The sequence below is a fragment of the Paraburkholderia sp. SECH2 genome (assembly GCF_030464795.1).
In the GTDB taxonomy this organism is placed as follows: Bacteria; Pseudomonadota; Gammaproteobacteria; order Burkholderiales; family Burkholderiaceae; genus Paraburkholderia; species Paraburkholderia aspalathi.
In genome coordinates this window covers 75,051-90,566 of the sequence record NZ_JALPRH010000018.1, presented here as the reverse complement: position 1 = coordinate 90,566, position 15,516 = coordinate 75,051, and the positions used below count along the sequence as shown (strand labels likewise).

General features: G+C 56.3%; 13 protein-coding genes. 7 read left to right on the top strand and 6 right to left on the bottom strand.

Annotation, left to right across the window (positions count from 1 at the left end):
• Position 1: 1 nt before the first annotated feature.
• From M0D66_RS25735 to M0D66_RS25710, 6 genes are all read left to right on the top strand, one after another.
• Positions 2 to 760 carry an ABC transporter ATP-binding protein gene (locus M0D66_RS25735; RefSeq protein WP_266211912.1) on the top strand — a complete coding sequence of 253 codons (759 nt, stop codon included), beginning with the start codon at positions 2 to 4 and terminating at the stop codon, positions 758 to 760.
• A gap of 211 nt (positions 761 to 971) precedes the next feature.
• Entirely contained in the window at positions 972 to 2,354 is a 1,383-nt protein-coding gene (locus M0D66_RS25730) for a phenylacetate--CoA ligase family protein (protein ID WP_266211911.1), read from the top strand.
• Positions 2,351 to 3,919 carry a polysaccharide deacetylase family protein gene (locus tag M0D66_RS25725; protein WP_266211910.1) on the top strand — a complete coding sequence of 523 codons (1,569 nt, stop codon included), beginning with the start codon at positions 2,351 to 2,353 and terminating at the stop codon, positions 3,917 to 3,919. Before M0D66_RS25730 ends, M0D66_RS25725 begins: the two co-directional genes overlap by 4 nt.
• A complete protein-coding gene (gene wecB, locus M0D66_RS25720; RefSeq protein WP_266211909.1) occupies positions 3,916 to 5,037 on the top strand; it encodes a non-hydrolyzing UDP-N-acetylglucosamine 2-epimerase in 1,122 nt (373 codons plus the stop codon). The genes M0D66_RS25725 and wecB overlap by 4 nt, the downstream gene beginning before the upstream one ends.
• Positions 5,030 to 6,256: a glycosyltransferase gene (locus M0D66_RS25715; protein ID WP_266211908.1), complete on the top strand. Its 1,227-nt coding sequence runs from the start codon at positions 5,030 to 5,032 to the stop codon at positions 6,254 to 6,256. Before wecB ends, M0D66_RS25715 begins: the two co-directional genes overlap by 8 nt.
• A 63-nt stretch (positions 6,257 to 6,319) precedes the next feature.
• Complete coding sequence (locus M0D66_RS25710) at positions 6,320 to 7,453, top strand: glycosyltransferase (RefSeq protein WP_266211907.1); 1,134 nt, start codon at positions 6,320 to 6,322, stop codon at positions 7,451 to 7,453.
• Positions 7,454 to 7,485: 32 nt separating this feature from the next.
• Here the strand turns inward: M0D66_RS25710 and M0D66_RS25705 are convergent, their stop codons facing one another.
• The gene (locus M0D66_RS25705; RefSeq protein ID WP_266211906.1) at positions 7,486 to 9,429 is read right to left on the bottom strand and encodes a hypothetical protein; all 1,944 of its coding nucleotides are present in this window, start codon (positions 9,427 to 9,429) and stop codon (positions 7,486 to 7,488) included.
• A 108-nt stretch (positions 9,430 to 9,537) separates the two neighbouring features.
• Between M0D66_RS25705 and M0D66_RS25700 the strand changes: the two genes are divergently transcribed.
• On the top strand, positions 9,538 to 10,059 hold the full coding sequence (locus M0D66_RS25700; RefSeq protein ID WP_266211905.1) for a hypothetical protein: 522 nt from the start codon (positions 9,538 to 9,540) through the stop codon (positions 10,057 to 10,059).
• A gap of 297 nt (positions 10,060 to 10,356) precedes the next feature.
• Here the strand turns inward: M0D66_RS25700 and M0D66_RS25695 are convergent, their stop codons facing one another.
• From M0D66_RS25695 to M0D66_RS25675, 5 genes are all read right to left on the bottom strand, one after another.
• Positions 10,357 to 11,211 (bottom strand): class I SAM-dependent methyltransferase, encoded by an 855-nt coding sequence (locus M0D66_RS25695; RefSeq protein ID WP_266211904.1) that lies wholly within the window; start codon positions 11,209 to 11,211, stop codon positions 10,357 to 10,359.
• A gap of 342 nt (positions 11,212 to 11,553) precedes the next feature.
• Entirely contained in the window at positions 11,554 to 12,144 is a 591-nt protein-coding gene (locus M0D66_RS25690; protein WP_266211903.1) for a histidine phosphatase family protein, read from the bottom strand.
• Positions 12,145 to 12,157: 13 nt separating this feature from the next.
• On the bottom strand, positions 12,158 to 13,216 hold the full coding sequence (locus tag M0D66_RS25685; RefSeq protein WP_266211902.1) for a glycosyltransferase: 1,059 nt from the start codon (positions 13,214 to 13,216) through the stop codon (positions 12,158 to 12,160).
• Positions 13,209 to 14,201, bottom strand: coding sequence for a glycosyl transferase family 1 (locus M0D66_RS25680; protein WP_266211901.1), 993 nt, complete (start codon positions 14,199 to 14,201; stop codon positions 13,209 to 13,211). Before M0D66_RS25680 ends, M0D66_RS25685 begins: the two co-directional genes overlap by 8 nt.
• A 194-nt stretch (positions 14,202 to 14,395) precedes the next feature.
• On the bottom strand, positions 14,396 to 15,442 hold the full coding sequence (locus M0D66_RS25675; RefSeq protein ID WP_266211899.1) for a glycosyltransferase family 4 protein: 1,047 nt from the start codon (positions 15,440 to 15,442) through the stop codon (positions 14,396 to 14,398).
• Between the last annotated feature and the right edge of the window lie 74 nt (positions 15,443 to 15,516).

The window sequence follows — 15,516 nt, the reverse complement described above, 5'->3', positions numbered from 1 at the left end:
TGTGAGTTCTTCATCAATTGTTGCTCAGAAAATTTCCGTTGAATTTCCGATCTATGACAACTCTCATCGATCGTTGAAAAAGGCGGTGCTGAATCTGACAACTGGCGGACGCATAGGTCAGGACGCCGGTAGACATGCTGTGGTCAGAGCGCTCGATGACTTGAGTTTCACCTTCGAGCACGGTGAACGGGTCGGTTTGTTGGGTCATAACGGATCGGGGAAGACGACTCTGTTGCGCACGCTGTCAGGCGTCTATTCTCCCGTGCGTGGCGAATTGCACGTGCATGGCAAGATTGCTTCGCTCCTCGACGTGTCGATGGGGCTGGATCCCGATGCGACAGGTTTTGAGAACATCTATTTGCGCGGCATTCTCGATGGGCTGAAGCCCGCGAACATCCGTTCGAAGATCGAGGAAATCGCAGATTTCAGCGAGTTGGGCGACTACCTCAACCTGCCTGTTCGCACTTACTCAAGCGGGATGATGCTGCGCCTTGCGTTTGCGATCTCCACGACCGTCGAAGCGGACATCTTGATCATGGACGAGTGGCTGAGCGTTGGCGACGCCGCATTCGCCGCCAAGGCCGCGCAACGCTTGGAGAGCCTGGTCGGTCAGTCGTCGATCCTAGTGCTGGCAACGCATGATCCCGGACTTATCGCCCGTGTGTGCAATCGCAAACTATCGCTTGAGCATGGCAAGATTGTTGCGGATGAGCCGGTTGTTGCACCTGAGCCGGTCGTGGGAGTCGGGTCCAGTTTGTGATGGCTTGGGCGTCTGCGTGAGGCACACCTTGTGTTGATGAAAATGGGTCGTGTGCCGGGGCGTTCCGCTGAACCCGCCGCGTGCCCATGTGTCGTCGCAGAACGCGTACGTGGGCAGAGCTGATTATGCGGCGTATTGCTCTCATGGTACGCCGTGCCCCGCGACTAGTGCCGTCATCGACATTCGACTACTCACTTACGTGTTCCATCTCATGCGAGCTGATCATCCTTTCTTGCGCTATAGCGAGCTCCTGTTTGCAAGGCAACCGCTTCGCGCCCTCAAGGGAGTTGCAAGCGGCTACGTCGCATATCCGATCGCGGAGCGTCAGGAGACGCGAGTCGTGCGCCCGAAGATTGACGAACTCCGAACGTATTACAAATTGCCGCTTGCCGAGCGACGGCGAATCGCGTCGGAGCGACTCGCGACAATGCTCGAATTCGCCGGCGCGAACGTTCCGTACTATCGTGATTTGTTTGCCGCGCGGCAGTTCGATCCCACGAAGATCAGGCGAGATACGCGTTATATCGAAGAGCTTCCTTATCTGACAAAGGACATCATTCGCGAGCACGCGCCGCGGCTGGTGTCGCAGCCTCTCGAGCACATCCGCGTACACGCGTGCAAGACGGGTGGTTCCACCGGACTTGCGACTACCATCTACTACGACCAGGTAGCGGCCGACTACTCGTCGGCGGTCACGACTTATGCGCGTGAACGGATCGGCAAGTCTCGCCAACGGTCGGAACTGCACTTCGCATGCCGCTTCCCCGGTGACGCTATCCCGAACTGGCCGTCGCGAGAAGACTTCAAGTGTTTTGCGATGAATCGCAGCAACATTTTCTTCGATCGCATCGATGACACGGGTCTCGAAGAAATGTGGCGCACGCTCAAGCGGCGCAAACCCTATCTCGCCCACTCGCACCCATCGACGATGTATGCGCTCGCGTGCTACGTACAGCGCGTGTACAGCGGCGGCAAGGCGTTCGAGATCTTTGAGTCGAGCGGCGAATTGCTGGAGCCGCATCAGCGCGAGATGATCGCCTCGGCCTTGAACTGTCGCGTGATCAATCGTTACGGGCTCGCCGAGCTCGGTGTCATGGCTTACGAGCTAGACGGGTACGAAGGCGGCTTCCAGATTCTCGATTCGGAGGGCTGGCCGGAAAGCCGCCAGGCCCCCAATAACCCTGACGGTGCCCACGAGTTAGTGTTCACCGGCTTTCGCAACAAGCTGATGCCGCTCATCCGGTACGCGACCGGCGATCTTGCGCGCGTCGAGGAAACAAACAATGGTTTCTGTCTGACCGACGTTGTGGGGCGTATCCATGATGTGGTGCCGATCAATGGTGTCGATCACCCCACTCATCACATTCAGGACATTCTGGATCACCGTGTTGGCGGTATTCAGGAGTTTCAGATCGATCTTCGCACAGCACCTCCAACGCTTCGGCTTGTCTTGGAGCCATGGGGCAATGCCGAAGAAATATCCAAAAAACTGCAGGCTTTCTGGCAAGACGCGTTCGCAGTGGCCTTCGTCGGCCATGACGATCTGGTGCGTGTTGGCCGGAGAGCAAAATTTCGCCACGTGGTGACTTCATGATAGGTGTTCTGTTTCCCAACGATTCCGCTGAAGCGGGGCGCTATGTCATGGCGGCGGTTCAGCGTTCCGTCAGTGCGGCGCAAGTGCTACGTATATCCAGAAGCTCAATCGGGATGATGGCGGACACCATCATCGCCGTAGATGTATCTGATGCGCTGGGCGAGGAACTGGCCCGCTGGCTGCAGGACCGGCCCCGCAAACTGATTGTGTTCGGCAGCATGCCGCAGGCGCTCGCGGGATTGTTGGACTATCAGGTGAGCGACGGTCCGGCTGCCCTGCAAACGGCTGCTCGCAGCGAACCGGCTCCGTCGCGCGAGTGGCGCGAGAGCGCTGCTGCCGTGCAATACACGCCTTTGGCAAAGACGTTGGGCGCGCAGCCCTGGCATCGACCATTTGAACGGTTCGACTTTACTGACGAGTGGAACAACCTCGGCTTCGGCGCCATTCGCGCGGACGCTTCAATTTGGAGCGTTGCCGGGGTGGCTCAGGTCCCGCTCGAGACTGAATTGGCGGCCGTACACATTGACGGCGAGCGGAGTTTTTCTTACGCGGCGCTATGGGATGTTGGGTCGAGCAGCGTATTGTGGTTCAACCGGAAGGTCGGACCCTGCGACTCGTTCGAGTGGCGCGTCGTAGAGAACTTTCTGTCGGCCTATCGAACGTCGCAACTGCCGTGTCATCCTGTGCTTAGTGAGATTCCTTGGGGAGCGGACGCGGCCATTACCTCACGCCTTGATTGTGACGAGGACGTGCAATCGGCTCGGCCGCTGTGGCAAACGTACCGACACCTCGGTGTGCCGTTCACGTTGGCTGTCCACACGCAAAATCTGGGCAATCCTGAGCATTTCCCGATTCTCCGTGAGCTGCTGGCAGACGGCGGCGCCGTGCTTTCCCACACGGCGACACACGCGCCCAACTGGGGCGGTAGCTACGAGGCCGCGCTGCAGGAAGGGCTTACCTCGGCTGCATTGATTCAGGACGTGATCGGTCAACGTCCTCGCTATGCAGTGTCCCCGTTTCACCAGACGCCGCCTTACGCGTTGCAGGCCCTGTCGGACGCAGGCTACGACGGCTGTATCGGCGGCATCATCCGCAACGATCCCGAGTTTGTGATTGGCCGTGGCGGTGCGCTTGCTGACTTGCCCGCGGGCTTCGTTGGACACAGCCAGCAATGCATGCTGCACGGAGACTGTGTTCTCGCGCAAGGCGATCCGCTGGCTATCTTCAAGCAGGCCTTCGACCTGGCGTTCGAGACAAATACGCTTTTCGGTTACTTGGATCATCCGTTCTCGAGCCGCTATAGCTACGGCTGGTCCGATGAACCGGCGCGCATCGCCGTGCACGAACAATTCGTCGCGTATATGAAGAGCCGCGCCGCGAAGCCGCTTTTCATGACTGAGGAAACCGCGATGGATTTTCTCCGATACAAATCGCTTACTCAGGTGGTGATGGAAAACGGCGCGCTGCGATCATGGAATCTGTCGAACGCTGCGGCGCCGTTTCCCCTGTGTGTCGAACTAGCCGGTGAGCGCATGCCGCTTGAACTTGGGGTGGCGCAGCGATGAAAGTCATGGTCGTGATGGGGACTCGCCCCGAAGTCATCAAACTAGCCCCTATCGTCACGGCATTGCGAGCCGAAATGGAGACAATCGTATGCTCTACGGGGCAGCATAGGGAAATGCTTGACCAGGCGCTGGACTTCTTCAATATCGTGCCCGATGTCGAGCTGGATACGATGCGGCCCGGTCAATCGCTTAACGCACTGTCGGCGAGACTGTTGAGCGCGCTCGACGAAACGCTCGCTCACGTTCAGCCCGACTGGGTGCTGGTACAAGGCGACACGACGACGGCGTTTTGTGCAGCGCTCGCTGCATTTCATCGAGGTATTCGAATCGGTCATGTCGAAGCCGGACTACGCACCGGTGATCTGGCGAGCCCATTTCCCGAAGAAGCCAACCGTAGCCTGCTCAGTCGAATTGCCACGCTGCATTTCGCGCCAACCGCGCTGGCGCGGGACAACCTTGCCAGTGAGGGTATTCCTGCGGAGCGTATTGTCGTCACCGGCAATTCGGTGGTCGATTCGATCCTCGCTGTACGAAAGAGCTGGGAGCACACGCCGACACAGAGCCCTCTGCCGGCGTGGACGGGGGCGCAGGCCTCGCACATCCTAGTCACGTGCCACCGGCGGGAGAATTTTGGCGAAGTCCTGAGCGGCATCTGCAAAGTGCTACGCGATCTCAGCCAGCGGTATAGCGATTACCGATGGGTGTTCCCCGTGCATTTGAACCCTGCCGTGCGTGGTCCTGTTCTGCGAGAGCTCGACGGTATTCCGAACCTCGCCATGATTGAGCCCGTCGACTATCCGACTAGTCTCCATCTGATCAGTCGCAGCGTGCTGGTTGTCAGCGATTCTGGCGGTATTCAGGAAGAGGCGCCGACGTTCGGCGTGCCGGTCGTCGTCATGCGTAACCACACTGAGCGCAGGGAGGGCGTCGATGCTGGCTTTGCGACGCTGGCGGGGCAGTCTGTCGAGGGTATCGAGCGTGCCGTCACCTCATGGCTCGATGATCCGGAGCGGCGTCAAGCGCTGCGTAACCGTCCGAACCCTTATGGCGACGGACTCGCATCAAAGCGTATCGCGGACAGTCTGTTAGGGCGCGCGGTAGAGGTGTTTAGTGGCTGAATCAAAAGATGCGGTGCTGAAACCGCGCGACTGCATTCTGTTTTCGACGGCGGATTGGAGCGAACCGTATTGGACAAACAAGCAACATACCGCACGTATCCTCGCGCAGCGTGGGTGGCGCGTTTTGTATGTTGAGAGTGTCGGCTTGCGGTCCCCGAAGCTGGGCAGCGCGCGCGACTGGAAGCGGATCTGGCGTCGGTTATGGAGCGGTCTTCGCTCGGTCGTCATAGGGCCGCCGCGAGGCGAAGCGGGGCTATGGGTTTTGTCGCCGTTGATGCTGCCGTCGAAGCATCATCTGCCGATCGTGCGTAAATTCAATCAGGCTATCCTGCGATGGAGTATTTCGCGGTTTGCCCGTGCACACAAATTCTCCGAACCGGTCGTCTGGACCTATCACCCTTTCATGCTGGAGGCTGTCGCGGAATTTGAGCGAGGACCACTCGTCTATCATTGCGTCGACGATCTCACCGCTATCCCCGGTGTGGACGTTGTTGCGTTCGAGCGAGCGGAGCGCGAGCTACTGGATCAGAGTGAGGCTGTGTTCACCACTGCAGCTGCATTAAAAGAAAGATGTTTGTTGCACAACCCGAACACGTACTTTTTCCCCAATGTCGCCGACGCGGATCACTTCGGGCGTGCGACTCAGCCCGGCAATATTCCCGCGGATGTCGCCGAGATTCCAGAGCCGCGGATTATCTATCACGGTGTCCTCTCGGATTTCAAGGTGGATTTCCAGCTCATCCTTGATGCTGCGCGAGCTCGGCCGAATTGGCATTGGATCTTCATCGGCGAAGAACGCGAGGGGCAACGTAGTGCGTTTGTGCCGCAGCTATCAGAGCTTCCGAACGTCCATTTTCTCGGTTATCGCAGCTACCAGCAGCTTCCCGATTATTTGCGAGGAATGAACGTTGGCCTGTTGCCGACATTGTTGAACGAATACACCCGTTCGATGTTTCCAATGAAGTTCTACGAATACCTAGCTGCGGGACTGCGCGTGGTATCGACCCCGCTAGACTTTGCCAAAGCGCCGCTTGCCGGACTGGAGGTTGGCGGAAATGTCGATGCGTTCATTCGTGGAATCGACCTGCAACTCGCGCGGGGACGGCTGACCGCGGACGAGGCGGCATCGGCGGTGGGAGAGAACACTTGGGAGCGGCGGCTTGAAAAAATGCTCGCGATTATTTTTCACCTCGAAGAAGAAGGCGTTGAGCGTGTTTAAGTACTTTTTTGTATCGGCTAGCGAGGTCGGCGGGATGTTGGATTTTGCGTGCGAGGTCGATGCGTGAAAGTTCTCCACATCTATCGCACTTACTTTCCTGACCCGCCCGGCGGCCTACAAGAAGCAATACGACAGATTTGCCTTGCTACACGTGAGCGCGGCGCCGAAACGCGTATCTTCACATTGTCGCCTACGCCCGACCCGAAGGAAATCGATTTGCCCGAAGCGATGGTTACTCGCTCCTTGTCATGGGCAGCGCCGGCGTCCTGCGATTTAGGAGGGCTCGATGCATTGCGGCAATTCCGGGCCATGGCCGAGTGGGCCGATGTTTTGCATTTTCATTTTCCTTGGCCATTTGCGGATGTCTTGCAGTTGCTCGGCGGAACGTGCAAGCCTGCCGTAATGACCTATCACTCAGATATCGTCCGCCAGCAGTTGCTGGGTGTCGTGTATGCGCCGCTGATGCGCTTCATGCTGCGCTCGATGTCAGCCGTCGTCGCAACTTCGCCGGCTTACGCTAGGTCGAGCCCGGCCTTAACGGAGATTGTCGACCCGTCGCGGCTTAAGACCATTCCTCTCGGCATGCTCGATTACCGAGATGAAGCGCTCGAGGCTCGGAGTCAGTCATCGATTCTCACTCGACTTGGCGTGGCCGATGAGCCTTACTTCCTCGCGCTCGGTGTGCTGCGCTACTACAAGGGCCTACATACATTGATTGAAGCCGCCAGTCGCACAGCGGCCAAAATCGTCATCGCGGGATCGGGGCCAGAGTCCGAAGCGCTCAAGGTGCTTGCCAATCGCCTGGGTACAGCTAACGTCATTTTTGCTGGTCAGGTGTCGCACGAGGAGAAGGTCGCTTTGCTCGACGGATGCCGCGCACTCGTGTTGTCTTCACATTTGCGCTCCGAAGCGTTCGGAATGGTGTTGGTGGAAGCAGCTATGTTCAGCAAGCCGTTGATTTGCTGCGAAGTGGGGTCCGGCACATCATATGTCAACGACGACGGGGTAACAGGCTATGTTGTGCCACCGGAGGATCCCGAACGACTCGCTACCGCAATCGAAACACTTGGCACCGACGCAACGCTCGCCGCGACATTGGGGCGCGAAGCTCGACAGAGGTATGAGCGTCTTTTTTCCGCTCCAGCGCTCGGGGATGCCTACGTCAAGCTCTATCGGGACGTGGTCGCAAACGCTTGAAGGTGGGTGGCGGATGAGTCGTGGGGCTGCGGTCATCCGCGCTGGAAGAGCCGACGGCTCAGTCTGCCGCCGTACCCCGAACCGGCAGAACTCGCTTCATCTAGCCATGAGGTCGACGCTCCTGTAATCAGTCGAAGCACTTCCGACTTGAACTGATCTCTGGCCCACAGGCGCTGCTTGCCTTCCACAAGGAGGGGGAGAAAGCCGAAAACGACAGTATTTTCTCCCCTCAAAATCAGACCTTCTCCGTTGCCTGATCGCGATGGATAAGTGATCCGGTATCCTTTCAAAGGTGCCATCAGGAAACCATTCACATACTGGGCTTGCCTTTCAATTACCAGATTTCCGGTGAGATTGATATCTCCGGAGACGGCCTGCGCGGCACCAATTCCCAGCACATTCCTTAGCGCCATGTCGGATTGATTCGAACCGTCCGGACGATACTCATCGGGGCGCATGTCGGCTACTACTTTCCCGCCAGCCACCTCATATTTCACGATTGCTTTCCTGGCCGAATCAGGCATTGCCGACACGTGCGGGAGAACTACCAGCGCGTAGCCGGACAACCCGCTTTTGCGGATTGACTCGTCCGAAACGATGTCGACTGTGATGCCCGGCATCGAGCGCAGATAGCTGTAGGTGGCGAGCAGATCGTCCTGCATGATCTGGCGGCCGTTCGACCATTCGCCTTCCCACAGATATGAGTTGGCCATTGAGGCGTAAATCGCGACGCGCTTCGCCTTGTTTGCCCCCGGCTTCGGCTGTGTGATGGCGCGCACTTGGCTGCCGATCCCGATAACGTTACGGAATTCGTCCTGAGTGAGGTTGCCAATCTCAGTGCCGACAATTCGAGCGTCAGGTCGGATACGCGCGAACGACTCGCGAAGTTCCTTATAGGCAGTCGGATCGACGACGCTGGTTTTCGGATCGCGAAAGCGTTCCATGTACAGGCCGACGAGCACCTGACGGTAGCCGAGCGAAAGAGCGTAGTCGGTCAGGAATGCCGGTATCTCCGGCTTCAGTTCAATGCCGTAACCGTTGTAAAAGTTGTAGTCGATCGCGGCGATGTCGAAGCAGTCGCGTGTCTTTTCTATAACACCTGTCGCGTAGATGCCGTCCGGAAACGCGAACGTCTGGCCAAAGTACCCGATGCTTTTGAGCGCCGTACGCCGAATAATCGAAGTCAGCGAGCACACATAATCGCGCAGCGAATCCTCGCGGAACGATTGCATGTCCGGGTAAAGGGGCTGCACACGCGGTGCTCCGCCGGCTAGCTGATTCGGGTAATTCATCATCGGCATATCTGCTGGCGTGATGCCTTTGCGGGCAAGTCGCCCGCGGAATGCAGCCTGGGAGTGACGGCTGTAAGACTGCCACGCGAAGCCCGTCTGTGAATACTTAACCTCGCACTCAGTTGTCACGCATGGCGCGATCGCATAGATTGAGTCGCCGTATCTCGTCTTCAGGCGAGGCAACACAACCCGATACAGGTCTTCCACCGCTCTTTGAGATTCCCGGTCCTCAAAGTCGAGCGGCCCGGCGGGCGCGCCAAAGAAGTCGACCGATTTGGGCGCCGAGTTAAGGGACCCTATCCAGTTCGGCTGACTGGTCGGCGGCAGCGTGTTGACGTCCTTGACCAGCATGCGCGCCACCTCGGATCGCATCACGCGCCCGGAGGTGTCGACCAGCAGGATCAGGCAGTACCCGTCCCTTGTAAGGGCGTCCAGCTGCGCATAGTACATCGACAGGTCAACCTGACCGCGCTTCGGCTCGACAACGGACCAAGCCAGCGTCGTCGCGATCGTATTGATTGGCGTGCCTTTGAATCCTTTGACCAGCTTCTCGGGGTCCTGGTAGAAGACGTCCGACACGAATCCCGAAATAATGGGACTTGAACGGCATGCTGGTGCTGCGGAGGCTGCAGCACACGAGAGAAGGCCAAAGAGCAAAAAGAGAGGAATCAGCTTTTCTTTCATTTTTCACCCGCAGAATGGCGGGATGGTACCACTGCTGATCGTCGCTTTTGGATTCTCGGGTCAAAGGAAAGCAAGTGCCATTTAAACAGACTACTAAGGGGGCGTTACATGCATCTGTACCGTGATCGAGTTGCTCGTTTTGTCGGCTGCGAGCCGGGACGCCTGATCGACATCCGCCAGAGTCAATTCGTTTGTAATCAGGCGCTTCATTTTGGTGGCATTGTGAGCGAGAAGATCGATTGCAATCTGGAAGTCGTGGCCGCCATCAATGCTGCCGTCGCGAGCTGCGGTGACTTGCGCGGGTGGGGTAGCGACGACGTGCACTTTCTTACTCACGGCATAGATTGCCGCGACAAGAGCTGCAAGTCCAGTTACGCAGCGCGTACGATGATGCCAACCATGCTTGGATTAACTTTCATGACTTGCAGAGCAGGGAGCACGGCGGCCGGTTCGACCAATGCATCCAACTTGTCGTCGACGGAGTCAGAAAGCGGGAGCGCACCAGCGGTCTTGGTTCTCACATATTCTGAGAATCCCTCTTCCGAACGGGAAGATCTGTGCGCGACGGTGGATGGGGACTTCGAGCAGACAGAATACGCATGTTATGCAAACGGTGCCGAGGAGCATTGATAGCGATGCGCTGTCCGAGGAGCAGGTCGTGACACCTTCGCCGATTGCGGCGGTAGTTCCGCATACGTCGTGGCCGGCGGGAACTCCGGTTAGAGCCTCGACTGTTCAGTAGGAGTTCAGATTACTGTCACACGCCGGCAATGTTGATTCTGACGATGGCCGTGCCTAGCAAGACTTTGGAACATGGCACGTCGATCAGAGTAATGGGGCAAACCCTGTTATGACGCGCTCTTCATTGTGAAGCCGGCCCTATATTGCGAGTGATCGCGTTTTGAAGTCACGATCTGCGGATTTCGCTCAAATTACTGCCAGCCTCTTGTTCGCCTCATCGAGGTTTGCCCTAAGGCTTTCGACTTCTCGCTGAAGATCGTCGCGTTGACGGCGCACGCCGGTAGCGCCGTTCGGCTCGTAGTAGGCGTGGTATCCGTAATAGTCCACGCTGTGTCCGAAGAACTCGATATCGGCCTTCTCCCGCGATAGCGGGAATGCACGAGTCATGAAGTCACGATATTTCTGCGCGTGATCAGTATTGGTCGTCAAATAGACCTTGTTCGGCGATACGGCGAAGGGCACAAGCTTTCCGCCAGTTCTGACGTAGTCCGCCAACCCACTGACAACGCCAAGCCAGTGCGGGTTCAGAACGTCGTCGAGGATCACGATCCCACCGTCGACTAGACATTTCTCGGCAACTTGCAGGTCATTGCACGTGATAGCTGCAGTGTGGCCGCCGTCAATCGAGAACATTCTGATTTTGCTGTCCATGAATCCCGTCTTGCCCAGATCGAGACTCGATTCCTGAATGATGTTCACATTTGCGGTCGGGGCGAAATGCCGAACATTCTGTTCAAATACTTCCCGGTCGCCATGCCCCGATTGATCGACGTTCTTTTCCTGATCGCCGAACACGTCGATGGCGTAAGCCGTTTCGCTGGAGGTGGTAGCGTTCGCAAGAAGCAAAAAAAGGCGTCCATGATGCACCCCAATTTCAGCCACGTTGCCGACAAGACCGAATCGTACTTGCTCAAGCGAGAGATGCGCGATGTAGACGGCAGAAATTGGCTCAATCCATCCTTTAACCTGTTCAATTCCGCCTTGAAGATAGGCAGAAAGGCCGTCGAAGTATGCAACATCTCGTTCCTTGGGAGCGTTCATTGCGAGACTCTTTTCAGTAGATGGATAGGATAGGCGAAATCTTACCAGTTGTTATCGGGTGAGTCCCGGTCAGAATCAGTAGTTGGCGAGCGAGATAGGCGTACCTTCACTGGGATGAACAATTTTGCACTCTCGGGCACCGATCAGCGCATCTAGCTAGCCCTTTGCATTGACCGGTATCTTCTGCGGACGCATTGGCGTCTTTTGCGGAATTGCAGCGTCGGATTTTTTTCTGTGGCCTGGAGTGAGACCACTACAGCGACTGCAGCGGCTTCCGTCCTATAGCGTTGTTACCTCTGCTGAAAAGGATCTCGGTAATGCCAAGCGACACGCCTGAAATATTCACGATAAACCCGCGATTTGGAGATGAAATCCTTGAGAGTGTTCGTTACGTCTAAACAGGGTGAGCGACGCATTGGGCACGAGTACGCTCGGAAATAACGACAGCGGTATGCTTAAAAGGTATTGGGAGATAACGGAAATAGGACCCGCATGACATACGGCGACCAGCAAGCCGGCGGTGTCTGCTACAGACAGAAATTCTTCCTCTAGCCAGTTGATTGATCGTGCGGCTAATTCCAAGTGTGATTCTCCACCCTCGTAGCGGTCCGAGAGGCGCTTACCGAATTCAGGGTACTTCTCGCGGAATTCCGTTGCCTTCCATGTTGCGAACCGTCCGGGATTGGTCTCCCCGAGGCGGGGGTCCAAGGTCCATGAACATTTGTCGTGGAAAAGCACCTCAGTGGTTTGCAGCGCACGCTTCCAAGGACTGGAATACACGCGGTCAGCTTTAAGTCCCAGCTCGTCCATCGTGGATCGAAGATTGGAGGCCTGCAGTAGACCATGATCTGTCAGACCGTCCTGTTCAGTTGAATTCAGCAGTCCGGCGACGTTACCGGCCGATTGGCCGTGGCGAATTAAAAGCAAATCCATAGAGCCTCGAGCTTCAGGATGACAGAGATGTGGGCAATGCCTTCAACATCGTCTCGCAGATGTGTTGGGCGCTGAAATGACTCAATACGTCCGCATAAGAATTGACACGAATCGATTGACGAAGCGTTTGATTGTGCAGCATTTCCTCAAAAGCTTTTCTCCAGCTATTTCTTTCATTGGACGCCAGATAACCGGTTACGCAATGCTTGACCGTCTCCCGGTAGGTCGGGCAGTCTGAATAAATTCCGGGTATGCCGAGACTCCCATAGTCGACATATTTGATGGGCGATTTGCACGAGTTGAAAAACAGCGTGTCGGGGTCTTCCTCTGCACCCAAGGGCACGATCGCGAAAACATATCCCTCGTCACGGATGGTCCGCTTGTATTCGAGGTTTTCCAGGTTTCCCCGGTGCGTAACCTTGGGAATGCTATGCAATTCTGGGAACGGATCACCCCAAAAATCGATCGATATAGATTGGTTGTCGAGCAAAAACTCGCAAAGCTCGGCGAAAAAGTTTTTCCTGAACTTGACGAGTTTTATACCATCAAGATTGGAAAACATTAATTTCAGAGGCTTTTTCTCAGCCCAGAGGGCTGGTGATAAATCGAAGGCTTCGTGATCGAAGCCATTCGGAACGATCAAGACCTCTGAATGCCGAACACGCTGCATTCTCTCCTGCAGTAACTTATTTGAAGCCGTGGCTACACTTGCTTCGCGGATCATCGCCAGCACGTTGTAGAGGACGTCCTCGTTCATTTCGAGGACGCTCCACGATGGCAAATCGAGAAGCCAGTCGTCCAGATCGTAGATCGTGTGAAGCTTAAGCTCGTTTGCCATTCGCATGATCTTTAACGAAAGGCTGGACACGTGCTTGTTGAACAACACCACATCAAATCGGCGAAGATGGCTAAGCCCGATATCTTCCTCGGAGATCAGTTCCCATTCGATCAATCGATGTCGCTGCATATACGACAGCAGTGGCGCGAACCTCGCGCCAATGGTGCGCGACGTCATTCTCCCGTCGGTCATGGACCGTCGCTGAACAACAAGCAGACGGGGGATTCTAGTCATTTTCAAGTCCAGCATTGATCAAATGTCTGATTAAATCTGTTGATACCGTGTTCGCGGAATTTCGTGCGTAAACAAGGCTGTAATTGGCCTCGATTCTTCCGTCTTTCTCGGGATCGTCTAATGCGGCCTGTATCGCGAAGGAAATGTCCTTTGCATTAGTCGAGGCTGTGTACCAGACATTGTCGCCGAAGTGTTCGCGTTGCCAGAGTCCATCGGCGATGACCAACTGCTTTCTCATTAGCGCGCCCTCGAGGCAGGAACGTCCTGGAGGGTCAAAGCTTGGCTCCGCAACGAGTGCGGCGTTGGCCACCGCGGATCTCAACAGCGCACTGCAGGGTTGAAGAAACGGAAGAAAATGAATTCCCCTATGCGCTTCACGCACACATTGCTGGTAATAGGCTTCATCTCGGAAACCGCCAGCCATCAGACCGTTGCGTCCGAGCTGATTGAGCGCTCTGATGAGCTCGAGTTGATTCTTGACCGGCTCGATTAGTCCCAGACACAACACGTAATCGGTAACGTCGCAGACTGTTGGAAGTAGATCCATGTCCGGCGGCAGCAAAAACCGGTCGGATACCCCGGATGCAATGACCGCGCACTTACGCATGTCGACCTGGATGTACGCAACGAAATGTTCCAGCTCAGTCTGAGACTTGAACATCAGACGATGCGCTTGCCGGGCAATCGCCTCGATCCGTCTGATTTCGTCAGCCGGGGGAGGGCTCAACCACCAGACGTTGGGCCAGAGAAGGAGCTTCTTCCCGAACTGGGTTGTTTCTCGAATTAAAGCTTCTCCATCGGCATGGAGCGAGAAGTGCATCACGGCATCATAGAAGCGGAGAGGCCTGCTGCGTATCCCGTAGATGTCCGCTTGCACACCGGCGTTATTGAGCAGCTCCGCGACCTGCACGAGTTCCGACTCTCCCCCGCCGCTGGTCAGAAACGCCGTGCTGTGAGTGGTTAGGAGAATCTTGAAGTCTGTCAATGGAGGGCTCCTTCGTTCGTCGAGAATCGCGACGATGTTCTTGCGTATTGGTCGGCGCATAGTGCGCATCCGGCAGTTACCAACACGAGGTGGTCTCCAGTCCGGCGCTGGCAAGTGAGTGAAATTTTACGCCATATTGCTAAGCGACCTTTTCTGCACCTCCGCAGTGCCGTGCACGTTTAATCTGATCATTTTCAGTGGCGGATTGAGGCTCTGAATACTTCCCGCCAGCCTTCGTCTCGGGTGCTTTGCAAAATTTCCGCGGCACGCTTCGATCCCGCTGAGATCAGGTTGTCCAGCATGTCGCTTTCCGTCAGGAAACGTGAAATGCTTTGCGCGGCCGTCGCATTGTCGAGTGCAAGTCTTGCTGCGGGAACGCAGACTTCTGCACCCGCGGTGCCTTCTCGCGCGAAGGACGCCAAACCCATATGCATACCTTCGAGAATGGGGACGCAGAAGCCTTCATGCGCGCTTACCGAAATGAGCGCGGAGGCACGACGAAAATAGGCAATGAGCGTCTCATTGTCGACGGCACCCGCCAGATCGAAATGTTCGGACAATCCGCGCTCTGCGGCTCGTGCAACGAGGAATTGCACATATGGAAGATTCGTCGCGCTTCCAACGACTGACAGAGAGGCGTCAATGCCGCCCGCACGAAGGTCCGCGACGATATCTATCGCGTCCTCGATGCGTTTGTGAGGCACTACGCGCCCAATGGTCAAAATATTGTTCGTTTGCGTGCTGGCAGAACGCTGGATTTTGGGAGCCTGGAAAGCCGGCATGTCTCCAAACACAGGCGGGATAACACGCAGAGATGACGTGTTCATTTCAGGCGGTAGGCTTGAGGCCGTGAACGCCGAGTTCGCAACTATCGAATCGAACGACTTCAGATCGGCGAATTGCAGTATCGATGCCGCACACAGGTCTGCCGTCACCGGTTCAAACTCCCGGAGCAACTCCGGGGGTGTTACTCCATGGAAATAGCATATTTTCTTGCCGGGAAGGGCACGCAGTCGATCAAGGTAAGGATCGACGATCGAATAGCTGACGAGTAGCAGATCGTCATCGGTAATGCGTTCGAACAGTTGATCGAGGGGCTGAACCCGTGTCGGATCGTCAAAGCGCTGAGCATAGACCTCGACGGCATATCCGAGACGCTCGGCGACGCGCGCCAAGCCAAGACAATGATTGCCGACGGCATCGCCAGCAAATATATCAGGAGCGCAAATCATCAGTCTCATAGCAACATATTCCAGTAGCGAACTACTCAATCTTATTTTTTGCGGAAAGACCGCGCGAATACCGGACGGTGCGC

What these genes read in the sequence shown, in the direction of transcription:
- wecB (WP_266211909.1), top strand. Translation starts at nt 3,916, where the DNA reads ATGAAAGTCATGGTCGTGATGGGGACTCGCCCCGAAGTCATCAAACTA.
- M0D66_RS25695 (WP_266211904.1), bottom strand. Translation starts at nt 11,211, where the DNA reads ATGAACGCTCCCAAGGAACGAGATGTTGCATACTTCGACGGCCTTTCT.
- M0D66_RS25685 (WP_266211902.1), bottom strand. Translation starts at nt 13,216, where the DNA reads ATGACTAGAATCCCCCGTCTGCTTGTTGTTCAGCGACGGTCCATGACC.
- M0D66_RS25690 (WP_266211903.1), bottom strand. Translation starts at nt 12,144, where the DNA reads ATGGATTTGCTTTTAATTCGCCACGGCCAATCGGCCGGTAACGTCGCC.
- M0D66_RS25700 (WP_266211905.1), top strand. Translation starts at nt 9,538, where the DNA reads ATGCATCTGTACCGTGATCGAGTTGCTCGTTTTGTCGGCTGCGAGCCG.
- M0D66_RS25730 (WP_266211911.1), top strand. Translation starts at nt 972, where the DNA reads ATGCGAGCTGATCATCCTTTCTTGCGCTATAGCGAGCTCCTGTTTGCA.
- M0D66_RS25705 (WP_266211906.1), bottom strand. Translation starts at nt 9,429, where the DNA reads ATGAAAGAAAAGCTGATTCCTCTCTTTTTGCTCTTTGGCCTTCTCTCG.
- M0D66_RS25725 (WP_266211910.1), top strand. Translation starts at nt 2,351, where the DNA reads ATGATAGGTGTTCTGTTTCCCAACGATTCCGCTGAAGCGGGGCGCTAT.
- M0D66_RS25675 (WP_266211899.1), bottom strand. Translation starts at nt 15,442, where the DNA reads ATGAGACTGATGATTTGCGCTCCTGATATATTTGCTGGCGATGCCGTC.